This is a genomic window from Burkholderia sp. Ac-20379 (assembly GCF_017104645.1).
Classification (GTDB): Bacteria; Pseudomonadota; Gammaproteobacteria; order Burkholderiales; family Burkholderiaceae; genus Burkholderia.
In genome coordinates this window covers 1-19,359 of sequence record NZ_JAAGPF010000129.1, presented here as the reverse complement: position 1 = coordinate 19,359, position 19,359 = coordinate 1, and the positions used below count along the sequence as shown (strand labels likewise).

General features: G+C 67.9%; 16 protein-coding genes and 2 pseudogenes. 13 read left to right on the top strand and 5 right to left on the bottom strand.

Translation table 11 applies throughout. From position 1 onward, the window contains the following. Nucleotides 1-367: 367 nt before the first annotated feature. The gene (metK, locus tag G3N92_RS17860) at nucleotides 368-1,552 is read right to left on the bottom strand and encodes a methionine adenosyltransferase (protein ID WP_206128865.1); all 1,185 of its coding nucleotides are present in this window, start codon (nucleotides 1,550-1,552) and stop codon (nucleotides 368-370) included. Between the two features lie 231 nt (nucleotides 1,553-1,783). Here metK and G3N92_RS17855 point away from each other — a divergent pair, with 231 nt between their 5' ends. Further along, on the top strand, nucleotides 1,784-2,704 hold the full coding sequence (locus G3N92_RS17855; RefSeq protein WP_277396178.1) for a lipid A biosynthesis lauroyl acyltransferase: 921 nt from the start codon (nucleotides 1,784-1,786) through the stop codon (nucleotides 2,702-2,704). Between the two features lie 12 nt (nucleotides 2,705-2,716). Here the strand turns inward: G3N92_RS17855 and G3N92_RS17850 are convergent, their stop codons facing one another. Then, on the bottom strand, nucleotides 2,717-3,979 hold the full coding sequence (locus G3N92_RS17850) for a LysR substrate-binding domain-containing protein (protein ID WP_206128863.1): 1,263 nt from the start codon (nucleotides 3,977-3,979) through the stop codon (nucleotides 2,717-2,719). Nucleotides 3,980-4,124: 145 nt separating this feature from the next. Here G3N92_RS17850 and G3N92_RS17845 point away from each other — a divergent pair, with 145 nt between their 5' ends. The 4 genes from G3N92_RS17845 (at nucleotide 4,125) to G3N92_RS17830 (ending at nucleotide 8,558) form a co-directional block, all read left to right on the top strand. Further along, the gene (locus tag G3N92_RS17845) at nucleotides 4,125-4,976 is read left to right on the top strand and encodes an amidohydrolase family protein (protein ID WP_206128862.1); all 852 of its coding nucleotides are present in this window, start codon (nucleotides 4,125-4,127) and stop codon (nucleotides 4,974-4,976) included. 26 nt (nucleotides 4,977-5,002) lie between these two features. Further along, nucleotides 5,003-5,926, top strand: coding sequence for a hypothetical protein (locus G3N92_RS17840; protein WP_206128861.1), 924 nt, complete (start codon nucleotides 5,003-5,005; stop codon nucleotides 5,924-5,926). A 92-nt stretch (nucleotides 5,927-6,018) separates the two neighbouring features. After that, nucleotides 6,019-7,377, top strand: a complete 1,359-nt coding sequence (gene dctA / locus G3N92_RS17835; protein WP_206128860.1) for a C4-dicarboxylate transporter DctA — start codon at nucleotides 6,019-6,021, stop codon at nucleotides 7,375-7,377. Nucleotides 7,378-7,547: 170 nt separating this feature from the next. Next, nucleotides 7,548-8,558 (top strand): porin, encoded by a 1,011-nt coding sequence (locus G3N92_RS17830; protein ID WP_241014855.1) that lies wholly within the window; start codon nucleotides 7,548-7,550, stop codon nucleotides 8,556-8,558. Nucleotides 8,559-8,592: 34 nt separating this feature from the next. Here G3N92_RS17830 and G3N92_RS17825 read toward each other — a convergent pair. After that, nucleotides 8,593-8,742 (bottom strand): annotated as a pseudogene (locus G3N92_RS17825) (addiction module antidote protein, HigA family); the annotation flags it as partial. A gap of 175 nt (nucleotides 8,743-8,917) precedes the next feature. Here G3N92_RS17825 and dapF point away from each other — a divergent pair. The 8 genes and pseudogenes from dapF (at nucleotide 8,918) to hslU (ending at nucleotide 17,320) form a co-directional block, all read left to right on the top strand. Further along, nucleotides 8,918-9,784: a diaminopimelate epimerase gene (dapF, locus tag G3N92_RS17820; RefSeq protein ID WP_206128858.1), complete on the top strand. Its 867-nt coding sequence runs from the start codon at nucleotides 8,918-8,920 to the stop codon at nucleotides 9,782-9,784. 56 nt (nucleotides 9,785-9,840) lie between these two features. Further along, nucleotides 9,841-10,542 carry a DUF484 family protein gene (locus G3N92_RS17815; RefSeq protein ID WP_206128857.1) on the top strand — a complete coding sequence of 234 codons (702 nt, stop codon included), beginning with the start codon at nucleotides 9,841-9,843 and terminating at the stop codon, nucleotides 10,540-10,542. Between the two features lie 8 nt (nucleotides 10,543-10,550). Continuing rightward, complete coding sequence (gene xerC, locus G3N92_RS17810; protein ID WP_206128856.1) at nucleotides 10,551-11,471, top strand: tyrosine recombinase XerC; 921 nt, start codon at nucleotides 10,551-10,553, stop codon at nucleotides 11,469-11,471. Between the two features lie 95 nt (nucleotides 11,472-11,566). Beyond that, nucleotides 11,567-12,823 (top strand): class I SAM-dependent rRNA methyltransferase, encoded by a 1,257-nt coding sequence (locus tag G3N92_RS17805; protein WP_206128855.1) that lies wholly within the window; start codon nucleotides 11,567-11,569, stop codon nucleotides 12,821-12,823. 143 nt (nucleotides 12,824-12,966) lie between these two features. Then, nucleotides 12,967-14,090: pseudogene (locus G3N92_RS17800) on the top strand (GTP-binding protein). A gap of 581 nt (nucleotides 14,091-14,671) precedes the next feature. Further along, nucleotides 14,672-15,088 (top strand): RNA polymerase-binding protein DksA, encoded by a 417-nt coding sequence (gene dksA / locus G3N92_RS17795; protein WP_206128853.1) that lies wholly within the window; start codon nucleotides 14,672-14,674, stop codon nucleotides 15,086-15,088. A 338-nt stretch (nucleotides 15,089-15,426) separates the two neighbouring features. After that, entirely contained in the window at nucleotides 15,427-15,963 is a 537-nt protein-coding gene (gene hslV / locus G3N92_RS17790; RefSeq protein WP_206128852.1) for an ATP-dependent protease subunit HslV, read from the top strand. 10 nt (nucleotides 15,964-15,973) lie between these two features. Next, the gene (gene hslU / locus G3N92_RS17785) at nucleotides 15,974-17,320 is read left to right on the top strand and encodes an ATP-dependent protease ATPase subunit HslU (protein ID WP_206128851.1); all 1,347 of its coding nucleotides are present in this window, start codon (nucleotides 15,974-15,976) and stop codon (nucleotides 17,318-17,320) included. A 97-nt stretch (nucleotides 17,321-17,417) separates the two neighbouring features. Here hslU and G3N92_RS17780 read toward each other — a convergent pair whose 3' ends face one another. Further along, nucleotides 17,418-17,960 (bottom strand): response regulator transcription factor, encoded by a 543-nt coding sequence (locus tag G3N92_RS17780; RefSeq protein WP_206128850.1) that lies wholly within the window; start codon nucleotides 17,958-17,960, stop codon nucleotides 17,418-17,420. 28 nt (nucleotides 17,961-17,988) lie between these two features. Continuing rightward, nucleotides 17,989-19,272, bottom strand: a complete 1,284-nt coding sequence (locus G3N92_RS17775) for an ATP-binding protein (protein WP_206128849.1) — start codon at nucleotides 19,270-19,272, stop codon at nucleotides 17,989-17,991. Between the last annotated feature and the right edge of the window lie 87 nt (nucleotides 19,273-19,359).

Below are 19,359 nucleotides of genomic sequence, written 5' to 3'. Positions count from 1 at the left end.
TGCTGACGCTGCGCCGCGCGAACGGCCCGCATCGCCGCGTCAACCGCCCGCGCCGCCTGTCGGCCAGCGCCGGCTGGTTCGCGTTCGGCGCGCGTTGAGGCAGCACCCGAAGCAAGGCCGCGCGCTGGCTTGAAGCGGGCGCGCGGAGCCATTCGGCGGCGCGATTGGCCGCCGCGGCATGCTTGCTCGTCGGTTCGATGCCTGGCCCCGCCCGAGCAAGCCCATCCCGCGTTGCTTCGGCGAACGTGTCCGGCGCGCCGGGCTGCCCTGTCGATCGCCTGCTTTATCGCCCGCTCCAATAAAAAAACCCCGGCCTGAACCGGGGTTTTTTGTTGCGCGCCGCAGCGCGCGACCAGCGTGACGCGGCTTACGCCGTCACGGCCGGTTCGACGCCGGCGGCATCCGCGAGGATCAGCGCCTTGTCGGTGGCTTCCCACGTGAATTCCGGCTCCGAGCGGCCGAAGTGGCCGTAGGCGGCCGTCTTTTCGTAGATCGGGCGCAGCAGGTCGAGCATCTGCACGATGCCCTTCGGACGCAGGTCGAAATGCTCGCGCACGAGCTTCGTGATGACGTCGTCGGACACCTTGCCCGTGCCGAACGTGTTGACCATCACCGAGGTCGGCTCGGCCACGCCGATCGCGTACGACACCTGGATCAGCGCGCGCGAGGCCAGGCCCGCGGCGACGATGTTCTTGGCGACGTAACGGCCCGCGTAGGCGGCCGAACGGTCGACCTTCGACGGATCCTTGCCCGAGAACGCGCCGCCGCCGTGCGGGGCTGCGCCGCCGTAGGTGTCGACGATGATCTTGCGGCCGGTCAGGCCGCAATCGCCTTGCGGGCCACCGATCACGAAACGGCCGGTGGGGTTCACGAGGAACTTGATGTCGCCCTTGATCAGCTCGGCCGGCAGCGTCGGCTTGATGATCTCCTCGATCACGGCTTCGCGCAGTTGCGTCAGGTCGATGTCCGGCGAATGCTGGGTGGACAGCACGACGGTGTCGATCGCGTGCGGCTTGCCGTCGACGTAGCGGACGGTGACCTGCGACTTCGCGTCGGGGCGCAGCCACTGCAGGCGGCCATCGCGGCGCAGGTTGGCCTGGCGCTCGACGAGGCGGTGCGACAGGTAGATCGGCAGCGGCATCAGTTCCGGCGTTTCGTCGCACGCGTAACCGAACATCAGGCCCTGGTCGCCCGCGCCCTGATCGAGGTTGTTGTCGTGCGCGCGGTCGACGCCTTGCGCGATGTCCGGCGATTGCTTGTCGTAGGCGACCAGCACCGCGCAGCCCTTGTAGTCGATGCCGAAATCGGTGTTGTCGTAGCCGATGCGGCGGATCGTGTCGCGCGCGATCTGGATGTAGTCGATGTTGGCGGTGGTGGTGATTTCACCCGCCAGCACGACGAGACCGGTGTTGCACAGCGTTTCGGCGGCCACGCGCGAGTATTTGTCCTGCGTGAGGATCGCGTCGAGGATGGCGTCGGAGATTTGATCGGCGACCTTGTCCGGGTGACCTTCGGATACGGATTCGGACGTGAAGAAGTAGTCGTTTGCCACTTGAGTCGGCTCCTGTGTGGTTACGGTTGCATTCACGTAGCCAGCTTCGGAAGCGATCGAAGCGGCGACGCTTTAGCGGATTTCTTGATCCGGATGAGCGCTTGGGCCCTGCCGGCTTCGCCCCGCAAGTTGTCAGTTAACTCGGCGAAGCCCGTATTATAGCGACTTTATTCATCAGTCACGCAAGAGCCCCGACGTGCCGGCACTCCCGATCCTTCAGAACTTTCATCCTTGCCTACCTGCCCAGCTGGCTCGCGGAGGCCGCGCATGCTAGGCCGTCTCGGCACACAACTGGCACTGCTGCTGCTGAAACTGTTCGCAGTGCTGCCTTACGGCCTGACTGCGCGCTTCGGCGACGGTCTCGGCTGGCTGCTCTATCGCATTCCGAGCAGGCGAAAACGCATCGTACATACGAATCTGAAACTCTGCTTTCCGGAGTGGAGCGATGCGCGACGCGAGGAAATCGCCGGCAAGCATTTCCGTCACGCGATCCGCAGCTACGTCGAGCGCAGCGTGCAGTGGTTCGGCTCCGAGAAGAAGCTGGCGAAGCTGATCGAGGTGGACAGCGCGATCGACCTGACCGACCCGAACCTGCCGCCCACGCTGTTCCTCGGGCTGCATTTCGTCGGCATCGAGGCCGGCTCGATCTGGCTCAATCACGAGTTGCGGCGCACCTGCGGTTCGTTGTACCAACCGTTTTCGAACCCGATTCTCGAAGCCGAGGCCAAGCGCGCACGCGGGCGCTTCGACGCCGAAATGGCCGGCCGCGCCGACAGCGCGCGCATCGTGCTGCGCTGGCTGCGCGATCGCAAGCCCGTCATGCTCGGCGCCGACATGGATTACGGCGTGCGCAATTCCACGTTCGTGCCGTTCTTCGGCATTCCCACCTGCACGCTGACCGCCGTCGGCCGCCTCGCGAAAACGGGCCGCGCCCAGCTCGTGCCGTTCATCGGCGAGGTGCTGCCGAACTACAAGGGCTACCGGCTGCGCGTGTTCAAGCCGTGGGACGACTACCCCACCGGCGACGACGATCTCGACGCGCGCCGCATGAATGCGTTCCTCGAGGAGCAGATCCCGCTGCTGCCCGAGCAGTATTACTGGGTCCACAAGCGCTTCAAGACGCGCCCCGAAGGCCAGCCCGGCTTCTATTGAGCGGGCGGGTGTTCATGCCGGCGCGGCGCACTCGTCGCGCAGGTAGCCGAGAAACGCCTGCTGCACCGCCGTGCCGAGCCAGTCGGCCCGCAGCGTGTAGCCCACCACGCGCCGCGCCTCCGGCGCTTCCAGTTCCAGCGCGGCCATCTCGCTGCCCGGGAACGCCTCGTCGATCTGCGAGCGCGGCAGCAGCGTGATGCAGTCACTCTCCACCAGCATCGCCACCATCATCGCCAGCGAGGTCGTCTCGACCACCAGCGGCGGCTTCACCGTCAGTTGCGCGAGCAGCGCGTCGATCACGGTGCGGCGCGGCACGTTGCGCTGCGGCACCACCCATTCGTAGGCCGCCAGGTCGCGCGCGGCCACGCGCCTGCGCCGCGCCAGCCGGTGCCCCTTGCGCACCGCGATCACGTACGGATCGGCGAACAGCTCGGTTTCGCCGAGCAGCCCCGTCACGCGCGGCTCGCGCAGCGCGCCGACGATCACGTCGAGCGCGCCGTTCTGCAATTCGCGTGAGAGGCGCTCGTACGAGCCTTCGTCGACCGTCACGCGCGCGGCCGGGTAGCGCGCGCGCAGCCGCTGGATCGCCCGCGCGACGCGGCGCGGCGGCAGCATCGGCAGCAGGCCGATCGCCAGCTTGCCGGTGAGCTGGCCGCGCGCGGCGGCCAGATCCTCGCGCGCCTGGGCGATTTCGACGAGCGCCACGCTGAGCCGGCGCGCGAACTCGATGCCGGCCGGGTTCGCGGCCACGCTGTGCACGCGGCGCCGGTACAGCGACACGCCGACCGTCTCCTCCAGTTGCCGCGCGGCGCGGTGCACGGCCGGCTGCGAGATGCCGAGCCGCACCGCCGCCTCGGCCGCGGAACCGGCTTCGGCGATCGCGATGTGGCAGCGCACCTGCGCGTCGGTCAGGTGGCGGCACAGGTTCGCCGCATGGGCCGCGCCGGCCTTGCTTGCGCCGGCCTTGCCTGAAGCGGCCGGCTCGCCGACCAGCGCGGCGATGCCGCCCTCGATCTGGTCGAGCATGCGCCGCACGCGCCGCTGCAGGATCGCGCCGTCGGCCGTCAGTTCGCTGCCGCCGAAGCCGCGCACGAACAGCTGCCCGCCGAAACTCGCCTCCAGCTTGGCGATCGCCAGGCTGACGGCCGGCTGCGTGCGCCCGGCGCGCGCCGCGGCCTGGCCGATGCCGCCCGCCTCGCACACGGCGTCGAACAGAAACAGCCGCCGCAGCCGCGACAGGTCGTCGTCATGCCGGTCGTCGTCGCGAATCGCCATCCGTCCCCCTGCGCAGTCTCTGTGAAAACCCCTAGCTTAACCAAAATTTATGTGCCAGGCCTCACTACATATTGCGGCCCGGGACGACATCCGCCTTACAGTGGCAGCCATTCGTTCCACACCGATTTCAGTCAGGAGACCGGACATGTCCGTCGTCATCGATACCCATACCCACGCCATTTCCCCGGATAATCAACGCTATCCGCTCGCACCGGTCGGCGGCCATCAATCCGAGTGGTCGGCCAAGCGCCCGGTGACCTACGCCGGGCTGCTCGAATCGATGGATGCGGCCGGCATCGACCGCGCGGTCGTGGTGCAGGCATCGACGGTGTACGGCAACGACAATAGTTATGTGGTCGACGCGGTGCGCGCGCACCCGGACCGCTTCGCCGGCGTGTTCTCGATCGACGTGCTGGCCGCCGACGCCGTCACGCAACTGCAGCGCTGGCTCGACGCGGGCCTGTCGGGCCTGCGCCTGTTCACCACGGGCAGCACGATGCCGGGCCAGGCCGGCTGGCTCGACGACGAGCGCTCGTTCCCGGTGTGGGATTACGCGCAGAAGCACGGCGTGTCGATCTGCCTGCAGATGACGGCGCAGGGCATTCCGGCGCTGCTGAACATGCTGGCGCGCTTCCCCGAGATCCGCGTGCTGCTCGATCACCTGGCGCGCCCCGAACTGGCCGGCGGCCCGCCGTACGAAGCGGCCGCGCCGCTGTTCAGCCTGGCCGAGCATCGCGGCGTGTACCTGAAGCTGACCAATCGCACCATCGCCGAAGCCGCGCGCGGCGCATCGACGCCGGGCGAATTCTTCCCGCGCGTGCTCGACGCGTTCGGCGCCGATCGCATCGCCTGGGGCTCGAACTTCCCGGCCGCCGAAGGTTCGCTGCCGCAACTGCTGGCCGACGCGCGCGACAGCCTCGCCATGCTGCCCGCGCCGGCGCGCGAGGCGATCTTCGGCGGCACGGCGCTGACCGTCTACCCGGCGCTGTCGCGCTGAGCGCACCCGCCTTACGGAATCCGACCATGACCCGCACCGCTGCCGCCCCGCGCCTGATCACCGCGCTGAAAACCTACCCGCACACGCAACCGCTGAAGGCGGGCGCGCTGAGCGACCCCGCCGTCGAGCTCGTGTTCGACGAGGTCGAGCCGATCCACCGCGCGTTCGCGCCGATGGCGCGCCGCCAGGTGTACGACGTCAGCGAGCTGGCGATCGCCACCTATCTGCAGGCCAAGGCCTACGGCAAGCCGCTGGTGCTGCTGCCGTTCGTGATCGCGGCGCGCTTCCAGCAAGGCTGCATCGTCTACAACCGCCGCCGCGGCGAACTCGACGTGAGCCGCCTGGCCGGCAAGAAGGTGGGCGTGCGCGCCTACACGCAAACCACCGGCATGTGGGTGCGGGCGATCCTCGCGGGCACCTACGGCGTGCCGCTCGAACAGATCGAATGGATCACGTTCGAGGGCGCGCATCTGGAGGAATACCGCGAGCCGCCGTTCGTGCGGCGGGCCGCGGCGGACCAGAAAATGCTGGCGATGCTGCATGCGGGCGAGCTCGACGCGGCGATCTTCGGCAACGATCTGCCCGACGATCCCGATTTCGCGCCGCTGATCCCCGACGCGGCCGCCGCCGACCAGGCCTGGTACGCGCAGCACCGTTTCGTGCCGATCAACCATGTGGTGACGGTCACGCAGGCAGCGGCCGAGGCGCATCCGGAGGCCATCCGCGCGGTGTATAAGCTGTTGTGCGAAGGCAAGGCGGTGGCCAACGCAGCAAACGCCGCCGCCAGCGCCGGCAAGCCGGACAAGCTGCTGGCCGGCTACGACGCGCTGCGCGGGCCGCTGCAGGAAACGATCGCCGCCTGCGAGGCGCAGCAGTTGCTGCCGCGCGCGCTGAGCGTCGACGAGATCTTCGCCGACAGCCTCGCGATCCTCGGCGACGCCGCGCGCTGAACCGCGCCGATCGCCACCGTACCCGCATCCGGCATCACGCTTCTCGCATGTCGAGCGAACGCCAGTTCGCCGCCGCACCACCAGGAGACACCATGAGCTTGCCCGGCAAGTCCACCGCCACCCCGCCCCGCCGGCGCCGCCCGTTCTATCGCGACCTGTCGTTCCAGGTCATCGCCGGCATGGCGCTCGGCGTCGCCACGGGCTACGTGTTCCCGAAGTTCGGCATCAACCTGCAGCCGCTGGGCGACGCGTTCATCCGCGTGATCCAGATGCTGATCGGCCCGATCATCTTCTGCACGGTGTGCAGCGGGATCGCCGGCGTGAAGGATTTCGGCAAGGTCGGGCGGGTGGCGATCAAGGCGCTGGTGTATTTCGAGGTGGTCACGTCGCTCGCGCTGGTGCTCGGGCTGGTGGTGATCAACGTGCTGAAGCCGGGCGTGGGCATGAACGTGGACATCCACAGCGTGCATTCGTCGGCGGTGGACGCCTACGTGGCGAAGGCGCACCACGTGGTGACCACCAGCGAGTTCCTGCTCAACGTGATCCCGCACACGGCGATCAGCGCGTTCGCCAACGGCGACGTGCTGCAGGTGCTGTTCTTCTCGGTGCTGTTCGCGTTCGGGCTGGCGGCGATCGGCGAGCGCGCCAAGCCCGCGCTCGACCTGATCGATTCGGCGGCCGGCTCGCTGTTCTGGATCATCGGCCTGACCATGAAGGTCGCGCCGCTCGCCGCGTTCGGTGCGATCGCATTCACCGTCAGCAAGTTCGGTTTCGGCACGCTGCTCTCGCTCGGCAAGCTGGTGCTGGAGTTCTACCTGACCTGCGCGCTGTTCCTCGTGCTGATCCTGTGGCCGATCGCGAAGCTGAGCGGCTTCAGCCTGCTGCGCCTGATGCGCTACATCGGCGCGGAGCTGCTGCTGGTGATCGGCACGAGTTCGTCGGAAACGGTGTTCCCGCAACTGATCGACAAGCTCGAACGGCTCGGCTGCGAGAAATCGGTGGTGGGCCTCGTGCTGCCGACCGCCTACACGTTCAACCACGACGGCACCTGCCTGTATTTCGCCGCCGCCGCCGTGTTCCTCGCGCAGGCCACCAACACGCCGATGAGCTGGCACGATCAGCTCGTGCTGCTGCTGGTGCTGCTGCTGACCTCGAAGGGCGCGGCCGGCGTGTCCGGCGCCGCGATCGCGGTGCTCGCCGCCACGCTGGCCGCCTCGAACACGATTCCGGTCGAATCGATCGCGCTGATCCTCGGCATCCACAAGGCGCTGTCGAGCGGCTTCGTGTTCACCAACATCGTCGGCAACAGCGTCGCGACGATCGTCGTGGCGAACTGGGAGAAGGCGCTCGACCGCACCGCGCTGCGCCGCGAACTGAAATCCGGATTCCAGCCCGACGCCGCGCCGCTCGCCCGGCTCGACCGGGCCGAAAGCGGCCGCGCCGGCCACTGACCTCGCACCAACCGGCGCCCAGGCGGGCGCCGGTGCAGCAAACGCAGCCCGATACGCTGCGCAATTAATTAGCCCTGCGAATAATAATGCGGTGTCGCGTCGCGGCGCACCGATGGGGCGTGACAACACGGAGACACACGGTGAAAACAAGGGTTTGGAGACAACTCGGAATGGGCCTGTCGGCCACGACGGCGCTTGCGGTCACGCTGCCGGCGCACGCGCAGTCGAGCGTGCAGCTGTACGGCACGGTGGACGGCGGGGTCCGCTTCCTGAACAACGCGGCCAAGGGCGGCGGCACCGCCTACACGATGAATTCGAACGGCTATTTCAGCTCGAACAAGCTCGACTTTCGCGGCCGCGAGGATCTCGGCGGCGGCTGGGATGCGCACTTCCTGCTGGAGAGCGGCTTCAACGTCGGCAACGGCCAGCTCGACAACACCACCAACACGCTGTTCCAGCGGCAGGCGTTCGTCGGCCTCGGCAACAAGAAGTACGGCACGCTCGATCTCGGCCGGCAATACACGATCGCGCACGACATCATCAGCTACTACGATCCGTTCCACTTCCACTTCACGCCGATCCTGCCGCTCACGACGGCCTCCGACGGCACGCGCAACAACAACGACGTGAAGTACAAGAACCATTTCGGCAACCTGCTGTTCGAGGTGGACAACTCGTTCGGCGGCGTGGCCGGCAACTTCAGCAGCGGCGCGGCGCACGCGGTGGGCCTGACCTACACGCTCGGGCCGGCCTCGATCGGCGGCGTGTACGGGCACCGCAACCTGCTGTCGGGCAGCAACTACGTGGGCGACACCTATTACATGGGCGGCGGCAGCTACCGGCTCGGGCCGGTCGAACTGTCGGGCGGCTTCATGTCGGAGGACCTGCAGACGCCGGGCACGCCGCATCAGGTCACCAACAACGGCTTCGGCGGCCTGTCGTGGAACATCATGTCGACGCTGGTGTTCTACGGCGGCTACTACCAGACCACGGTTTCGACCGACAAGGCCAGCCGGCGCGGCCTGTCGATCGTCTCGCTCGCCTACCTGCTGTCGAAGCGCACCACGCTGTACGCGGAGGCCGATCACACCTCGTGGCGCCATTCGGTGGTCAGCACGCTCAATCCGAACGGCGTGCCGAGCCAGATGGCCGTGACGATCGGCATCGACCATCTGTTCTGACGCGCGATGCCATTCGCGAGGGCCCGCGCGGCCCTCATTCCGGGCGCGGCGCGCGTTCGAGCTTCGGCATCCCCCTGGCGCGCGCCTGCGCAAGATCGTGGGCCCGTTGCCCGGCCAGCCAGAGGTGGGCGCGGCCGCCGTGCTCGACGCCGGGCCAGCCCTCGATGCGCAATGCCATTTCGGGCACGCGGGGCGCCATCCCCCGCCATACATTCGCACCCCGAACCCCGCCACCCCGCCCCGATTCCCGCCCGGCAGTCCATGTATCATTCACGGTCAGGCTGACGCAGCGCGCCCGGCGCGCCGCCCGGCGCCATCGCGCCCCGCCAGCCCCGTCCGACAGGCAACCCTGGAATACCGTGAAACTTCCGTTCACCAAGATGCAAGGCGCCGGCAACGACTTCGTCGTGCTCGACGGCACCGCCGGCGACCTCGGCCTCACGCCGGCGCGCGTGCGCGCGCTCGCCGACCGCCATTTCGGCATCGGCGCCGATCAACTGCTGCTCGTCGAGCGGCCGGAACTCGACGGCGTCGATTTCAAGTACCGGATCTTCAATTGCGACGGCGGCGAGGTCGAGCATTGCGGCAACGGCGCGCGCTGCTTCCTCAAGTTCGTGCGCGATCACGGCCTGACCGACAAGCGCACGGTGCGCGTCCAGGTGCACCACGGCGTGATCACGCTGACCATGCAGGACAACGGCGAAGTGGTAGTCGACATGGGCACGCCCGTGTTCGAGCCGGCCCGCGTGCCGTTCGACGCCGCCGGGCTGGACGCCCGCCGCGAGAGCGCGGATACCGTCTACCCGCTCGAGGTGAACGGCGCAACGCGCTGGATCTCGACGGTCTCGATGGGCAATCCGCACGCGGTGCAACTGGTGGACGACGTCGAAGCGTTTCCCGTGCTCGTCGACGGCCCCGCGATCGAACGCCATGCGCGCTTCCCGCAGCGCGTGAACGCCGGCTTCATGCAAATCGTTTCGCGCAACGAAGTGAAGCTGCGCGTGTTCGAGCGCGGCGCGGGCGAAACGCTCGCCTGCGGCACGGGCGCCTGCGCGGCCGTCGCGGCCGGCATTCGGCGCGGCGTGCTCGATTCGCCGGTCGCCGTCCACACGCACGGCGGCATCCTGACGATCGGCTGGGACGGCGCCCGCGACGAAACCGCGCCGCTGACGATGGCCGGCCCGGCCGTCACCGTCTTCGACGGCGCGATCGAACTGACCGTCTGAGCCGGCCCACCGCCCATCCCGCCCCCGAACCCCAGCGCACCGGAACCGAACGCTTTATGAACGAACGCGACGTCGCCGACTACCTGCTCGCCAATCCCGAATTCTTCGCCCGGCACGCCGAACTGCTGGCGACGATCAAGCTCGCGAGCCCGCACGGCCGGGCCGCGATCTCCCTGCAGGAACGGCAGATGGAGATGCTGCGCGACAAGAACAAGCTGCTCGACCGGCGTCTGGCCGAACTGCTGCGTTACGGCCACGAGAACGACGGCCTGGCCGCGAAGTTCGACCGCTGGAACGCCCGCGTGATCGCCGAGCGCGACGCGCACGCGCTGCCGCGCGCGATCGCGGGCGGCCTGGCCGAGGTGTTCGACGTGCCGCAAACCGCGCTGCGGATCTGGGATGTCGCCGAGGCCTATTCGCAAGCCGAGTTCGCCCGCCACGTCGGCGAGGAAGTGCGGTTGTTCGCCAACAGCCTGAGCACGCCGTATTGCGGCGCGAACACCGGCTTCGAGGCCGCGCAATGGCTCTCGCCCGCCGAAGCGCCGGCCGAGGGCGGAGAAAGCGGCGCCGGCGCGCCCGAATCGATCGCGCTCGTGCCGCTGCGCCCGCCCGGCGCCGGCAACGACGCCAACGCGTTCGGCCTGCTGGTGCTTGGCTCGCCCGACACGCGCCGCTTCCACGACGGCATGGGCACCGATTTCCTGGCCCGCATCGGCTCGCTCGCCAGCGCCGCGCTCACGCGCCTGCTGCCGCACTGAGCGTCGCCATGACCGACGATCCGATCGCCGCCTACCTGTCGTACCTGCAGCACATCAGGCAACTGTCGGAGCACACGCTGCGCGGCTACGCGCACGAACTCGACGCGCTCGTCGCGTTCGCGAACGGCCGGCCGCTCGCGAGCCTGAGCGCCGCCGACATGCGCGGCGCCGTGGCGCGCGCCCATTCGGGCGGGCTGTCGGCGCGCTCGATCGCGCACCGGCTGTCGGCCTGGCGCGCGTTCTACCGCTGGTATGCGTTGCGCGTCGAGATGCCGGCCAACCCGGTCGCCACGGTGCGCGCGCCGAAGCGCCCGAAAACCCTGCCGAAGGCGCTGTCGGTGGACGACGCCACCGCGCTGATGGAGTCGCCGTTCCCCGACACGCCCGAAGGCGTGCGCGACCGCGCGATCGTCGAGCTGTTCTATTCGTCGGGGCTGCGGCTCGCCGAGCTGGTCGGCCTCGACGTGCATTTCGCCCGGGCCGACGGCTACCGGTCGGCCGGCTGGCTCGACCGCGCCGAAGCCGAGGTCACCGTGCTCGGCAAGGGCGGCAAGGAACGCAAGGTGCCGGTCGGCCGCAAGGCGCTCGACGCGCTCGACGCCTGGCTCGCGCTGCGCGGCGGCTGGGTGCGCGCCGATCCGCACCCGCTGTTTCTGTCCGTGCGCGGCAACCGGATGGCGCCCGGCGTGGTGCGCGAGCGCGTCAAGCGCGCCGCGCTCACCGCCGGCATTCCGGCCAACGTCCATCCGCACGTGCTGCGCCACTCGTTCGCCACCCACGTGCTGCAATCGAGCGGCGACCTGCGCGCGGTGCAGGAACTGCTGGGCCACGCCAGCATTTCGGCCACCCAGGTCTATACCTCGCTCGATTTCCAGCATCTCGCCAAGATCTACGACAGCGCCCACCCGCGCGCGAAGAAGCGCGACTGACCGCGCATTCGGCCCGTGCGAGCCGCGCGCGGCTCGCACCCCGTGTTGCCCTCTGCCCGACCGCCGCGCCCCGCGCGGCCCGAATCGATACCGACATGCAAACCGTTACGCTCAAACCGTCGAAAGACAAATCCCTGCTGCGCCGCCATCCGTGGGTCTACGCCAACGCGATCGACCGCGTCGACGGCAAGCCGCCCGCGCCCGGCGCCACCGTCGTCGTGCGCTCGCACGACGGCCGCTTCCTCGCGCGCGGCGCATACAGCCCGCATTCGCAGATCCGCGTGCGCGTCTGGAGCTTCGACGAGGCCGAGCCGATCGACCACGCGTTCTTCAAGCGCCGCGTCCAGCGCGCCGTCGCGCACCGCCAGACGATGGTGACCGGCACCGACGCGGTGCGCCTCGTGTTCGGCGAGGCCGACGGCCTGCCGGGCCTGATCGTCGACTATTACGTCGCGGACGGCCTGCCGGAAGCGCTGCCGGTCGGCCAGTCGCCCGACGCCACGCCGCCGGCCGCCGAGCGCCGCGGCCAGTTGGTCTGCCAGTTCATGGCGGCCGGCGTCGAGGCCTGGAAGGACGCGATCGTGGCCGCGCTGACGGCCGCCACCGGCTGCCCGAACGTCTACGAGCGTTCGGACGTGTCGATTCGTCAGAAGGAAGGGCTCGAGCAGATCACCGGCGTGCTGGCCGGCGACGCGCCGCCGCCCACGCTGATCGCGCGCGAGAACGGCGTGCGCTACCACGTCGACGTGCCGAACGGCCACAAGACGGGCTTCTACGTCGATCAGCGCGACAACCGCGCGCTGGTCGGCCAGGTATCGCGCGACCGCGACGTGCTGAACTGCTTCTGCTACACCGGCGGCTTCTCGCTGGCCGCGCTGGCCGGCGGCGCGAAGCGCGTGGTGTCGATCGATTCGTCGGGCGACGCGCTGGCGCTCGCGCAGCGCAACGTCACCGCCAACGGCCTCGACCCGGCGCGCGCCGCCTGGCTCGACGCCGACGCGTTCAAGACGCTGCGCCGCCTCGCCGACGAAGGCGAGCGCTTCGACGTGGTGGTGCTCGACCCGCCGAAGTTCGCGCCGGCGCGCGAGCACGTGGATCGCGCCGCGCGCGCCTACAAGGACATCAACCTGAGCGGCTTCCGCCTGCTGCGTCCGGGCGGCCTGCTGTTCACCTATTCGTGCTCGGGCGCGATCGACATGGATCTGTTCCAGAAGATCGTGGCCGGCGCGGCGGCCGACGCGCGCGTCGATGCGCGCATCCTCAAGCGGCTCGGCGCGGGGGTGGATCACCCGCTGCTGACGGCGTTCCCGGAAGGCGAATATCTGAAGGGCCTGCTGTTGCAAATCGCCTGAGCGCCCCGATCTGGGAAATCCGCCGCGCGCCCTGGCCGAACGGCCGAGGCGCGCGGTCTTGACAACTATGTTTCAATAAGCGATTACGCAGGCGCGGCGGCAAGCCGGCGCCGCGATGGCATTGCGCCGGGACCGTCCCGGTTTTGACCCCGATTCACGAACCAAGGCGATCGACATGGCCACTCCCGTCACCATCCTCACCGGCTTCCTCGGCAGCGGCAAGACCACGCTGCTCAAGCGCATCCTGAACGAACAGCACGGCATGAAGATCGCCGTGATCGAGAACGAGTTCGGCGAAGAGAACATCGACAACGAAATCCTCGTGCAGGACAGCAACGAGCAGATCATCCAGATGAGCAACGGCTGCATCTGCTGCACGATCCGCGGCGATCTGGCGCGCGCGCTCGGCGATCTGGCCGCGCGCAAGCGCGAGGGCAAGCTCGATTTCGATCGCGTCGTGATCGAAACCACGGGCCTGGCCAACCCCGGCCCGGTCGCGCAAACCTTCTTCATCGACAGCGAGATCGCCGACGATTTCCTGCTCGACGCGATCATCACGCTGGTCGACGCCAAGCACGCCAACGCGCAGCTCGACGAGCACGAAGTGGTGCAGCGCCAGGTGGGCTTCGCCGATCGCCTGTTCGTCACCAAGGCCGATCTGGTCGACGAAGCCACGCTCGCCGGCCTCAAGCACCGCCTGATGCACATGAACCCGCGCGCGGCGATCCGTCAGGTGAATTTCGGCGAGGCCGACATCAAGGAAATCTTCGATCTGCGCGGCTTCAACCTGAACGCCAAGCTCGAAATCGATCCGGATTTCCTGGTGGAAGACGATCACGCGCATCACGATCATGGCCATGACCACGGTCACGACCATGGCCACGATCACGCGAACTGCGATCACGACCACGGCCATTGCGACCACGATCACGGTCACGCGCATCACAACCACCATCACGCGCACCACGACGACAAGATCAAGTCGTTCGTCTACCGCAACGATCGCCCGTTCGATCCGAACAAGCTCGAGGATTTCCTCGGCGGCATCCTGCAGATCTACGGCGAACGCCTGTTGCGCTACAAGGGCGTGCTGTACATGAAGGGCGTGGATCGCAAGGTGGTGTTCCAGGGCGTGCACCAGATGATGGGCAGCGATCTGGCCGCCAAGTGGCTGCCGGTCGACAAGAAAACCAGCAAGATGGTGTTCATCGGCATCGACCTGCCGCAAGACCTGATCACCGACGGCCTCGACGCCTGCCTCGCGTAACGTCGCGAGCCGCCGGCCGGCGCCCCTCGCGGCGCTGGCCGGCGCACCGCCCCCACCCCGTTTCCCCCGTCTCCCTCGGCATTCCGGCGCTGCCGCCCGGCCGTTTCCGGCCGCCTTTCTCCCGCATGTCAACGTGTCCGCGCGTACGCCTCATTGTCGTTTTTACAGAGCAGGCACATGATTTGATTGCGTCATCGCTTTTTCGCGTTCCGCGGGTTATATTTTTGGGATAACTGGGCGGCACGGCCACGGAATCCCCCCTATGCGGAACTGCGGAGCGATTCAGTTACAATACGTGCCCACTGGACGCGGCAGTATCAGGCCCGGTTCTTGCATGACATACCGGGCCACACCGGCATCGCCACCGCCGGCCGGCCTCGAGCCGGCGACGGGACGCGCCACATACCGGGCGACGGCGCAGCAAGCGGGCCGGCACCAGGAGGTACCTGAGCAAACCGGTACCGGAGGCTTTCGGCCCCGACACGGCACATGATTGGAAAACCATCACAAAGGCCGTTGCGGGTAATCCCAAAGTGCGAGCAATATCCTTCCGATTTGCCGCACATTGAAGAAGCAAGCAGATGACGAACAAACTCTTGACCGAAGCCGAAATCCTGAAGATGAGCGACAAGGATTACATGAATGAAGATCAGCTCGCCTTCTTCAAAAATCGGCTCGAACAACTGCAGGCGGACATTCTCCGCAATGCAGGCCAAACGACCGAGAATCTGCGCGAAACGGTGATCGTTCCCGATCCCGCCGACCGCGCGACGATCGAGGAAGAACACGCGCTCGAACTGCGCACGCGCGACCGCGAGCGCAAGCTGCTGAAGAAGGTGCAGCAATCGCTGGCCCGCGTCGATTCCGGCGATTACGGCTGGTGCGAGGAAACAGGCGAGCCGATCGGCATCCCGCGCCTGATCGCACGCCCGACGGCCACGCTCTCGCTCGAAGCGCAAGAGCGCCGCGAGCTGCGCCAGAAGCTGTTCGGCGACTGATCCCGCCCGGCGCGGCGGCTCCCCGCGCCCCTTCACGCTGCTTCGAAACAGCGCGCGGCTTGCCGCGCGCTGTTTGTTTTTGCGCGCGCCGGCGGCATCCTGCGCCGGCCGCGCCCGGCCTCCCCGCCTCGCGTCGTCCGCCCGCTTCCGCGCACGCCGCGCTCCGGCTTCGTCTCCGCTTCGCCCCCGGCTTCGCCGAATTCCACTCTTGATATTGCCGCGCGTGCCCTAACATGGTCTCAATACGCGTGGCGCGCCCGACGGCTGCGCCGCGTGTCGCCAGGGCGGCGGTGCGCCTGCACCTCCGCGTCCTCCCCGGATTCTCTGAAGGAACGCAGATGGAGCAATATCACGGCACGACGATCGTTTCCGTGCGGCGCGGCGATCAGGTCGCGCTCGGCGGCGACGGCCAGGTTACGCTCGGCAACATCGTCATGAAGGGCGGTGCGCGCAAGGTACGCCGCATCTACAACAACCAGGTGCTGGTCGGCTTCGCCGGCGGCACCGCCGATGCGTTCTCGCTCCTCGACCGTTTCGAGGCCAAACTCGAAAAGCACCAGGGCAACCTGACGCGCGCCGCCGTCGAACTCGCCAAGGATTGGCGCACCGATCGCATGCTGCGCCGCCTGGAAGCGATGCTGATCACGGCCGACAAGACCACCACGCTCGTCATCACCGGCAACGGCGACGTGCTCGATCCCGAAGGCGGGATCTGCGCGATCGGCTCGGGCGGCGCCTATGCGCAGGCCGCCGCGCGCGCGCTGGCCGAGAACACCGAGCTGTCGCCGGGCGAGATCGTCAAGAAGGCGCTGACGATCGCCGGCGACATGTGCATCTACACGAACCACAGCCACATCATCGAAACGATCGAGTAAGGACGCCGACATGAGCACCATGACCCCTGCCGAGATCGTCTCGGAACTCGACAAGCACATCATCGGCCAGAACAAGGCGAAGAAGGCTGTCGCCGTGGCGCTGCGCAACCGCTGGCGCCGTCAGCAGGTGGCCGAGCCGCTGCGCCAGGAAATCACGCCGAAGAACATCCTGATGATCGGGCCGACGGGCGTCGGCAAGACCGAAATCGCGCGCCGTCTGGCCAAGCTGGCCGACGCGCCGTTCATCAAGATCGAGGCGACCAAGTTCACCGAGGTCGGCTACGTGGGCCGCGACGTGGACAGCATCGTGCGCGACCTGATCGAAATCGCCGTCAAGCTGACGCGCGAAACCGAAATGCGCAAGGTGCGCTCGAAGGCGCAGGATCAGGCCGAGGATCGCATCCTCGACATCCTGCTGCCGCAACCGCGCGCGGTCGGCTTCGGCGCGAACGGCGAAACCGCCAACGACGACAACAACGTCACGCGCCAGACCTTCCGCAAGCGCCTGCGCGAAGGCGCGCTCGACGACAAGGAAGTGGAGCTCGACATCGAGCAGCCGCAAGCCGGCATGGACATCATGGCGCCGCCGGGCATGGAAGAGATGACCGAGCAGATCCGCTCGATGTTCTCGAACATCGGCGGCGGCAAGAAAACGCGCCGCAAGATCAAGATCAAGGAAGCGCTGAAGCTGCTGACCGACGAGGAAGCCGCCAAGCTGCTCAACGATGAAGAAGTGAAAACCAAGGCCGTGCAGAACGTCGAGCAGAACGGCATCGTGTTCCTCGACGAGATCGACAAGATCGCGTCGCGCAACAACGAAGGCGGCGGTGGCGGCGAGGTGTCGCGTCAGGGCGTGCAGCGCGATCTGCTGCCGCTCGTCGAAGGCACCACGGTCAACACCAAGTACGGGATGATCAAGACCGATCACATCCTGTTCATCGCGAGCGGCGCGTTCCATCTGTCGAAGCCGAGCGACCTGATCCCCGAGCTGCAAGGGCGTTTCCCGATCCGCGTCGAACTCGATTCGCTGTCGGTCAAGGATTTCGAATCGATCCTGGTGGCCACCGACGCGAGCCTCGTCAAGCAATACCAGGCGCTGCTCGCCACCGAAGACGTCAAGCTCGAATTCGCCGACGACGGCATCCGCCGGCTCGCCGAGGTCGCCTACTCGGTCAACGAGAAGACCGAGAACATCGGCGCGCGGCGCCTGTACACCGTGATCGAGAAGCTGCTCGAAGACGTGTCGTTCGCGGCCGGCAATCATGCGGGCGAAGCGGTGACGGTCGATGCGGCCTATGTCGATCGCGCGCTCGGCGAAGTATCGCAGGACGAAGATCTGTCGCGCTACGTGCTGTAAGCGTCGCACCGGCCAAGCAAGACGGGCGGCCCCGCGCAAGCGGGCCGCCCGTTTCGTTTGGGTGCCACTATCCGCGCCGTGAGCCGGCGCGCCGAGCTTATTGCCGCACCGGCCGCTTGGCCAGCTTGCGCTGCAGCGTGCGGCGGTGCATGTTCAGCGCGCGCGCCGTGGCGGAGATGTTGTTGCCGTTCTCGGCCAGCACGCGCTGGATATGCTCCCATTCGAGGCGGTCGACCGACAGCACGACCGGGTTCTCGAGCGCGTCCTCGGCCTGCACTTCGGTGGCGTTGGTCTGCAACGCGGCCAGGATCGATTCGACGTTGGCCGGCTTCGACAGATAGTTGTCGGCGCCGTCCTTCACGGCCTGCACGGCCGTGGCGATGCTGGCGTAGCCGGTCAGCACGAGGATGCGCGCGTCGGGCTGCAGATCGCAGAGCGGCGCGATCAGCGACAGCCCCGAATCCTCGCCAAGGTGCAGATCGACCGTGATGAATTCGAATTTCGTGCCGCTCGCGAGCTTCAGCGCGGCATCGCGCGAATGCGCCTGCTGCACGATATAGCCGCGCCGTTCGAGCCCCCGGGCCAGCGTGCCGGCAAAAACTTCGTTGTCGTCGATGACGAGAAAGTGGTTGTCGCTCATCGTTGTTCTCCTTCGTGTCAGCGATAGGTCATGGGGCCGGCGCGGGTTCCGCCGGAGAAGCGGCGCCGCGCACGGCGGGCAGCCGCAGCAGCGCGCGCGTGCCGCGCGGGGCCGCGTCGAGCAATTCGATCGTGCCGCCCAGCCGCGCGGCGGCGCTGAAGGCCAGATACAGGCCGACGCCGTTGCCGCCCTGCGTGCTGTCCACCGGCGCCGTGCCGAGCGATTCGCGCAGGGCCGGCGGAATGCCCTGCCCGTTGTCGACCACCTCGAACACGATCATGTCGCGGTCGGACTGGCGCGTGAGCCGCGCCTGCAGCGTCACGCGATCGCGGCTCGCACGGGCCGCATTGTCGAGCAGGATGGTGAGGATCTGGCCGATCGCCACCGTATCCTCCAGCTCGGCGCCGGCCGGCCCCGCGCCGATCTGCTCGAACTCGACATGCGGATGGCGCAGCCGCCAGTGACGGCCGAACGTGTCGAGCCAGTTCGCCACGTTCTCGCGCGTGGCCGGCCCCGAGGCGCGGCTGCGCAACCGCGCCAGCGCCGAGGTGCACTGCGTCATCTGCTCCTCGAGCACCTTGAGGTCGGCGTCGTACGGCGCCAGCCCGGTATCGGTGCGGGCCGCGTCGCGCAATTCCTCGGTCAGCATCGCGATGGTGGACAGCGGCGTGCCCATTTCATGGGCCACGGTGGCCGCCTGCACGCCGAGCGCGACGGCCCGCTCGTCGCGCAGCAGCCGCTGCTGCGCCTCGCCGAGCGCCGCGTCGCGCTGGCGCAGCGCGTTCGACATGCGCGCCACGAACCAGGCGATCAGGCCTACCGACACGATGAAGTTCACGCCCTGCCCGGCGCGGTAGTAATCGAACAGGTTGGCCGGATTGTCGAGGTTGAGCGGCACCGAGTTGAAGCCGAGCGCGAAATAGCAGGCCACCGAGAACGCCGCGAGCCAGACCATCAGGTGCCATGGCAGCACGGCGGCGGCGATCGCCAGCGAAGGCAGGTACAGCGAGACGAACGGATTGGTGGTGCCGCCGGACAGGAACAGCAGCGCCGTGAGCGCGCCGATGTCGACCCACAGCTGGCCCATCAGCTCGAAATTGGTTTCGGGGCGCGCGCGCAGCACGCGCAGCCAGGTCAGCGCGTTGAACACGACCTCGAGCGCGATCACGCTCAGCATGGCCGGCAGCGGCAGGTTCGCGCCGAAAAAGGCCTGCGCCACGGCGATCGTGACGAGCTGGCCGACGATGGCCAGCGTGCGCAGCCAGAACAGGTTGCCGAGATTGACGCGGCCGGTGGTGGTGATTCGTTGCATGATCGGCGCAGTTTACTCCGTCGGACCGCCCTGGCCCTCTATGTCCGGCATACCGGCCGCCTGCCTGGCCAGCGCGCCGGCCAGACA

Excerpts from the sequence above, each read along its gene's own strand:
- xerC (WP_206128856.1), top strand. The coding sequence starts at position 10,551 with ATGACCGACGATCCGATCGCCGCCTACCTGTCGTACCTGCAGCACATC.
- hslV (WP_206128852.1), top strand. The coding sequence starts at position 15,427 with ATGGAGCAATATCACGGCACGACGATCGTTTCCGTGCGGCGCGGCGAT.
- G3N92_RS17805 (WP_206128855.1), top strand. The coding sequence starts at position 11,567 with ATGCAAACCGTTACGCTCAAACCGTCGAAAGACAAATCCCTGCTGCGC.
- G3N92_RS17815 (WP_206128857.1), top strand. The coding sequence starts at position 9,841 with ATGAACGAACGCGACGTCGCCGACTACCTGCTCGCCAATCCCGAATTC.
- G3N92_RS17840 (WP_206128861.1), top strand. The coding sequence starts at position 5,003 with ATGACCCGCACCGCTGCCGCCCCGCGCCTGATCACCGCGCTGAAAACC.
- G3N92_RS17845 (WP_206128862.1), top strand. The coding sequence starts at position 4,125 with ATGTCCGTCGTCATCGATACCCATACCCACGCCATTTCCCCGGATAAT.
- G3N92_RS17850 (WP_206128863.1), bottom strand. The coding sequence starts at position 3,979 with ATGGCGATTCGCGACGACGACCGGCATGACGACGACCTGTCGCGGCTG.
- G3N92_RS17780 (WP_206128850.1), bottom strand. The coding sequence starts at position 17,960 with ATGAGCGACAACCACTTTCTCGTCATCGACGACAACGAAGTTTTTGCC.
- dksA (WP_206128853.1), top strand. The coding sequence starts at position 14,672 with ATGACGAACAAACTCTTGACCGAAGCCGAAATCCTGAAGATGAGCGAC.
- hslU (WP_206128851.1), top strand. The coding sequence starts at position 15,974 with ATGAGCACCATGACCCCTGCCGAGATCGTCTCGGAACTCGACAAGCAC.
- G3N92_RS17830 (WP_241014855.1), top strand. The coding sequence starts at position 7,548 with ATGGGCCTGTCGGCCACGACGGCGCTTGCGGTCACGCTGCCGGCGCAC.
- dctA (WP_206128860.1), top strand. The coding sequence starts at position 6,019 with ATGAGCTTGCCCGGCAAGTCCACCGCCACCCCGCCCCGCCGGCGCCGC.
- G3N92_RS17775 (WP_206128849.1), bottom strand. The coding sequence starts at position 19,272 with ATGCAACGAATCACCACCACCGGCCGCGTCAATCTCGGCAACCTGTTC.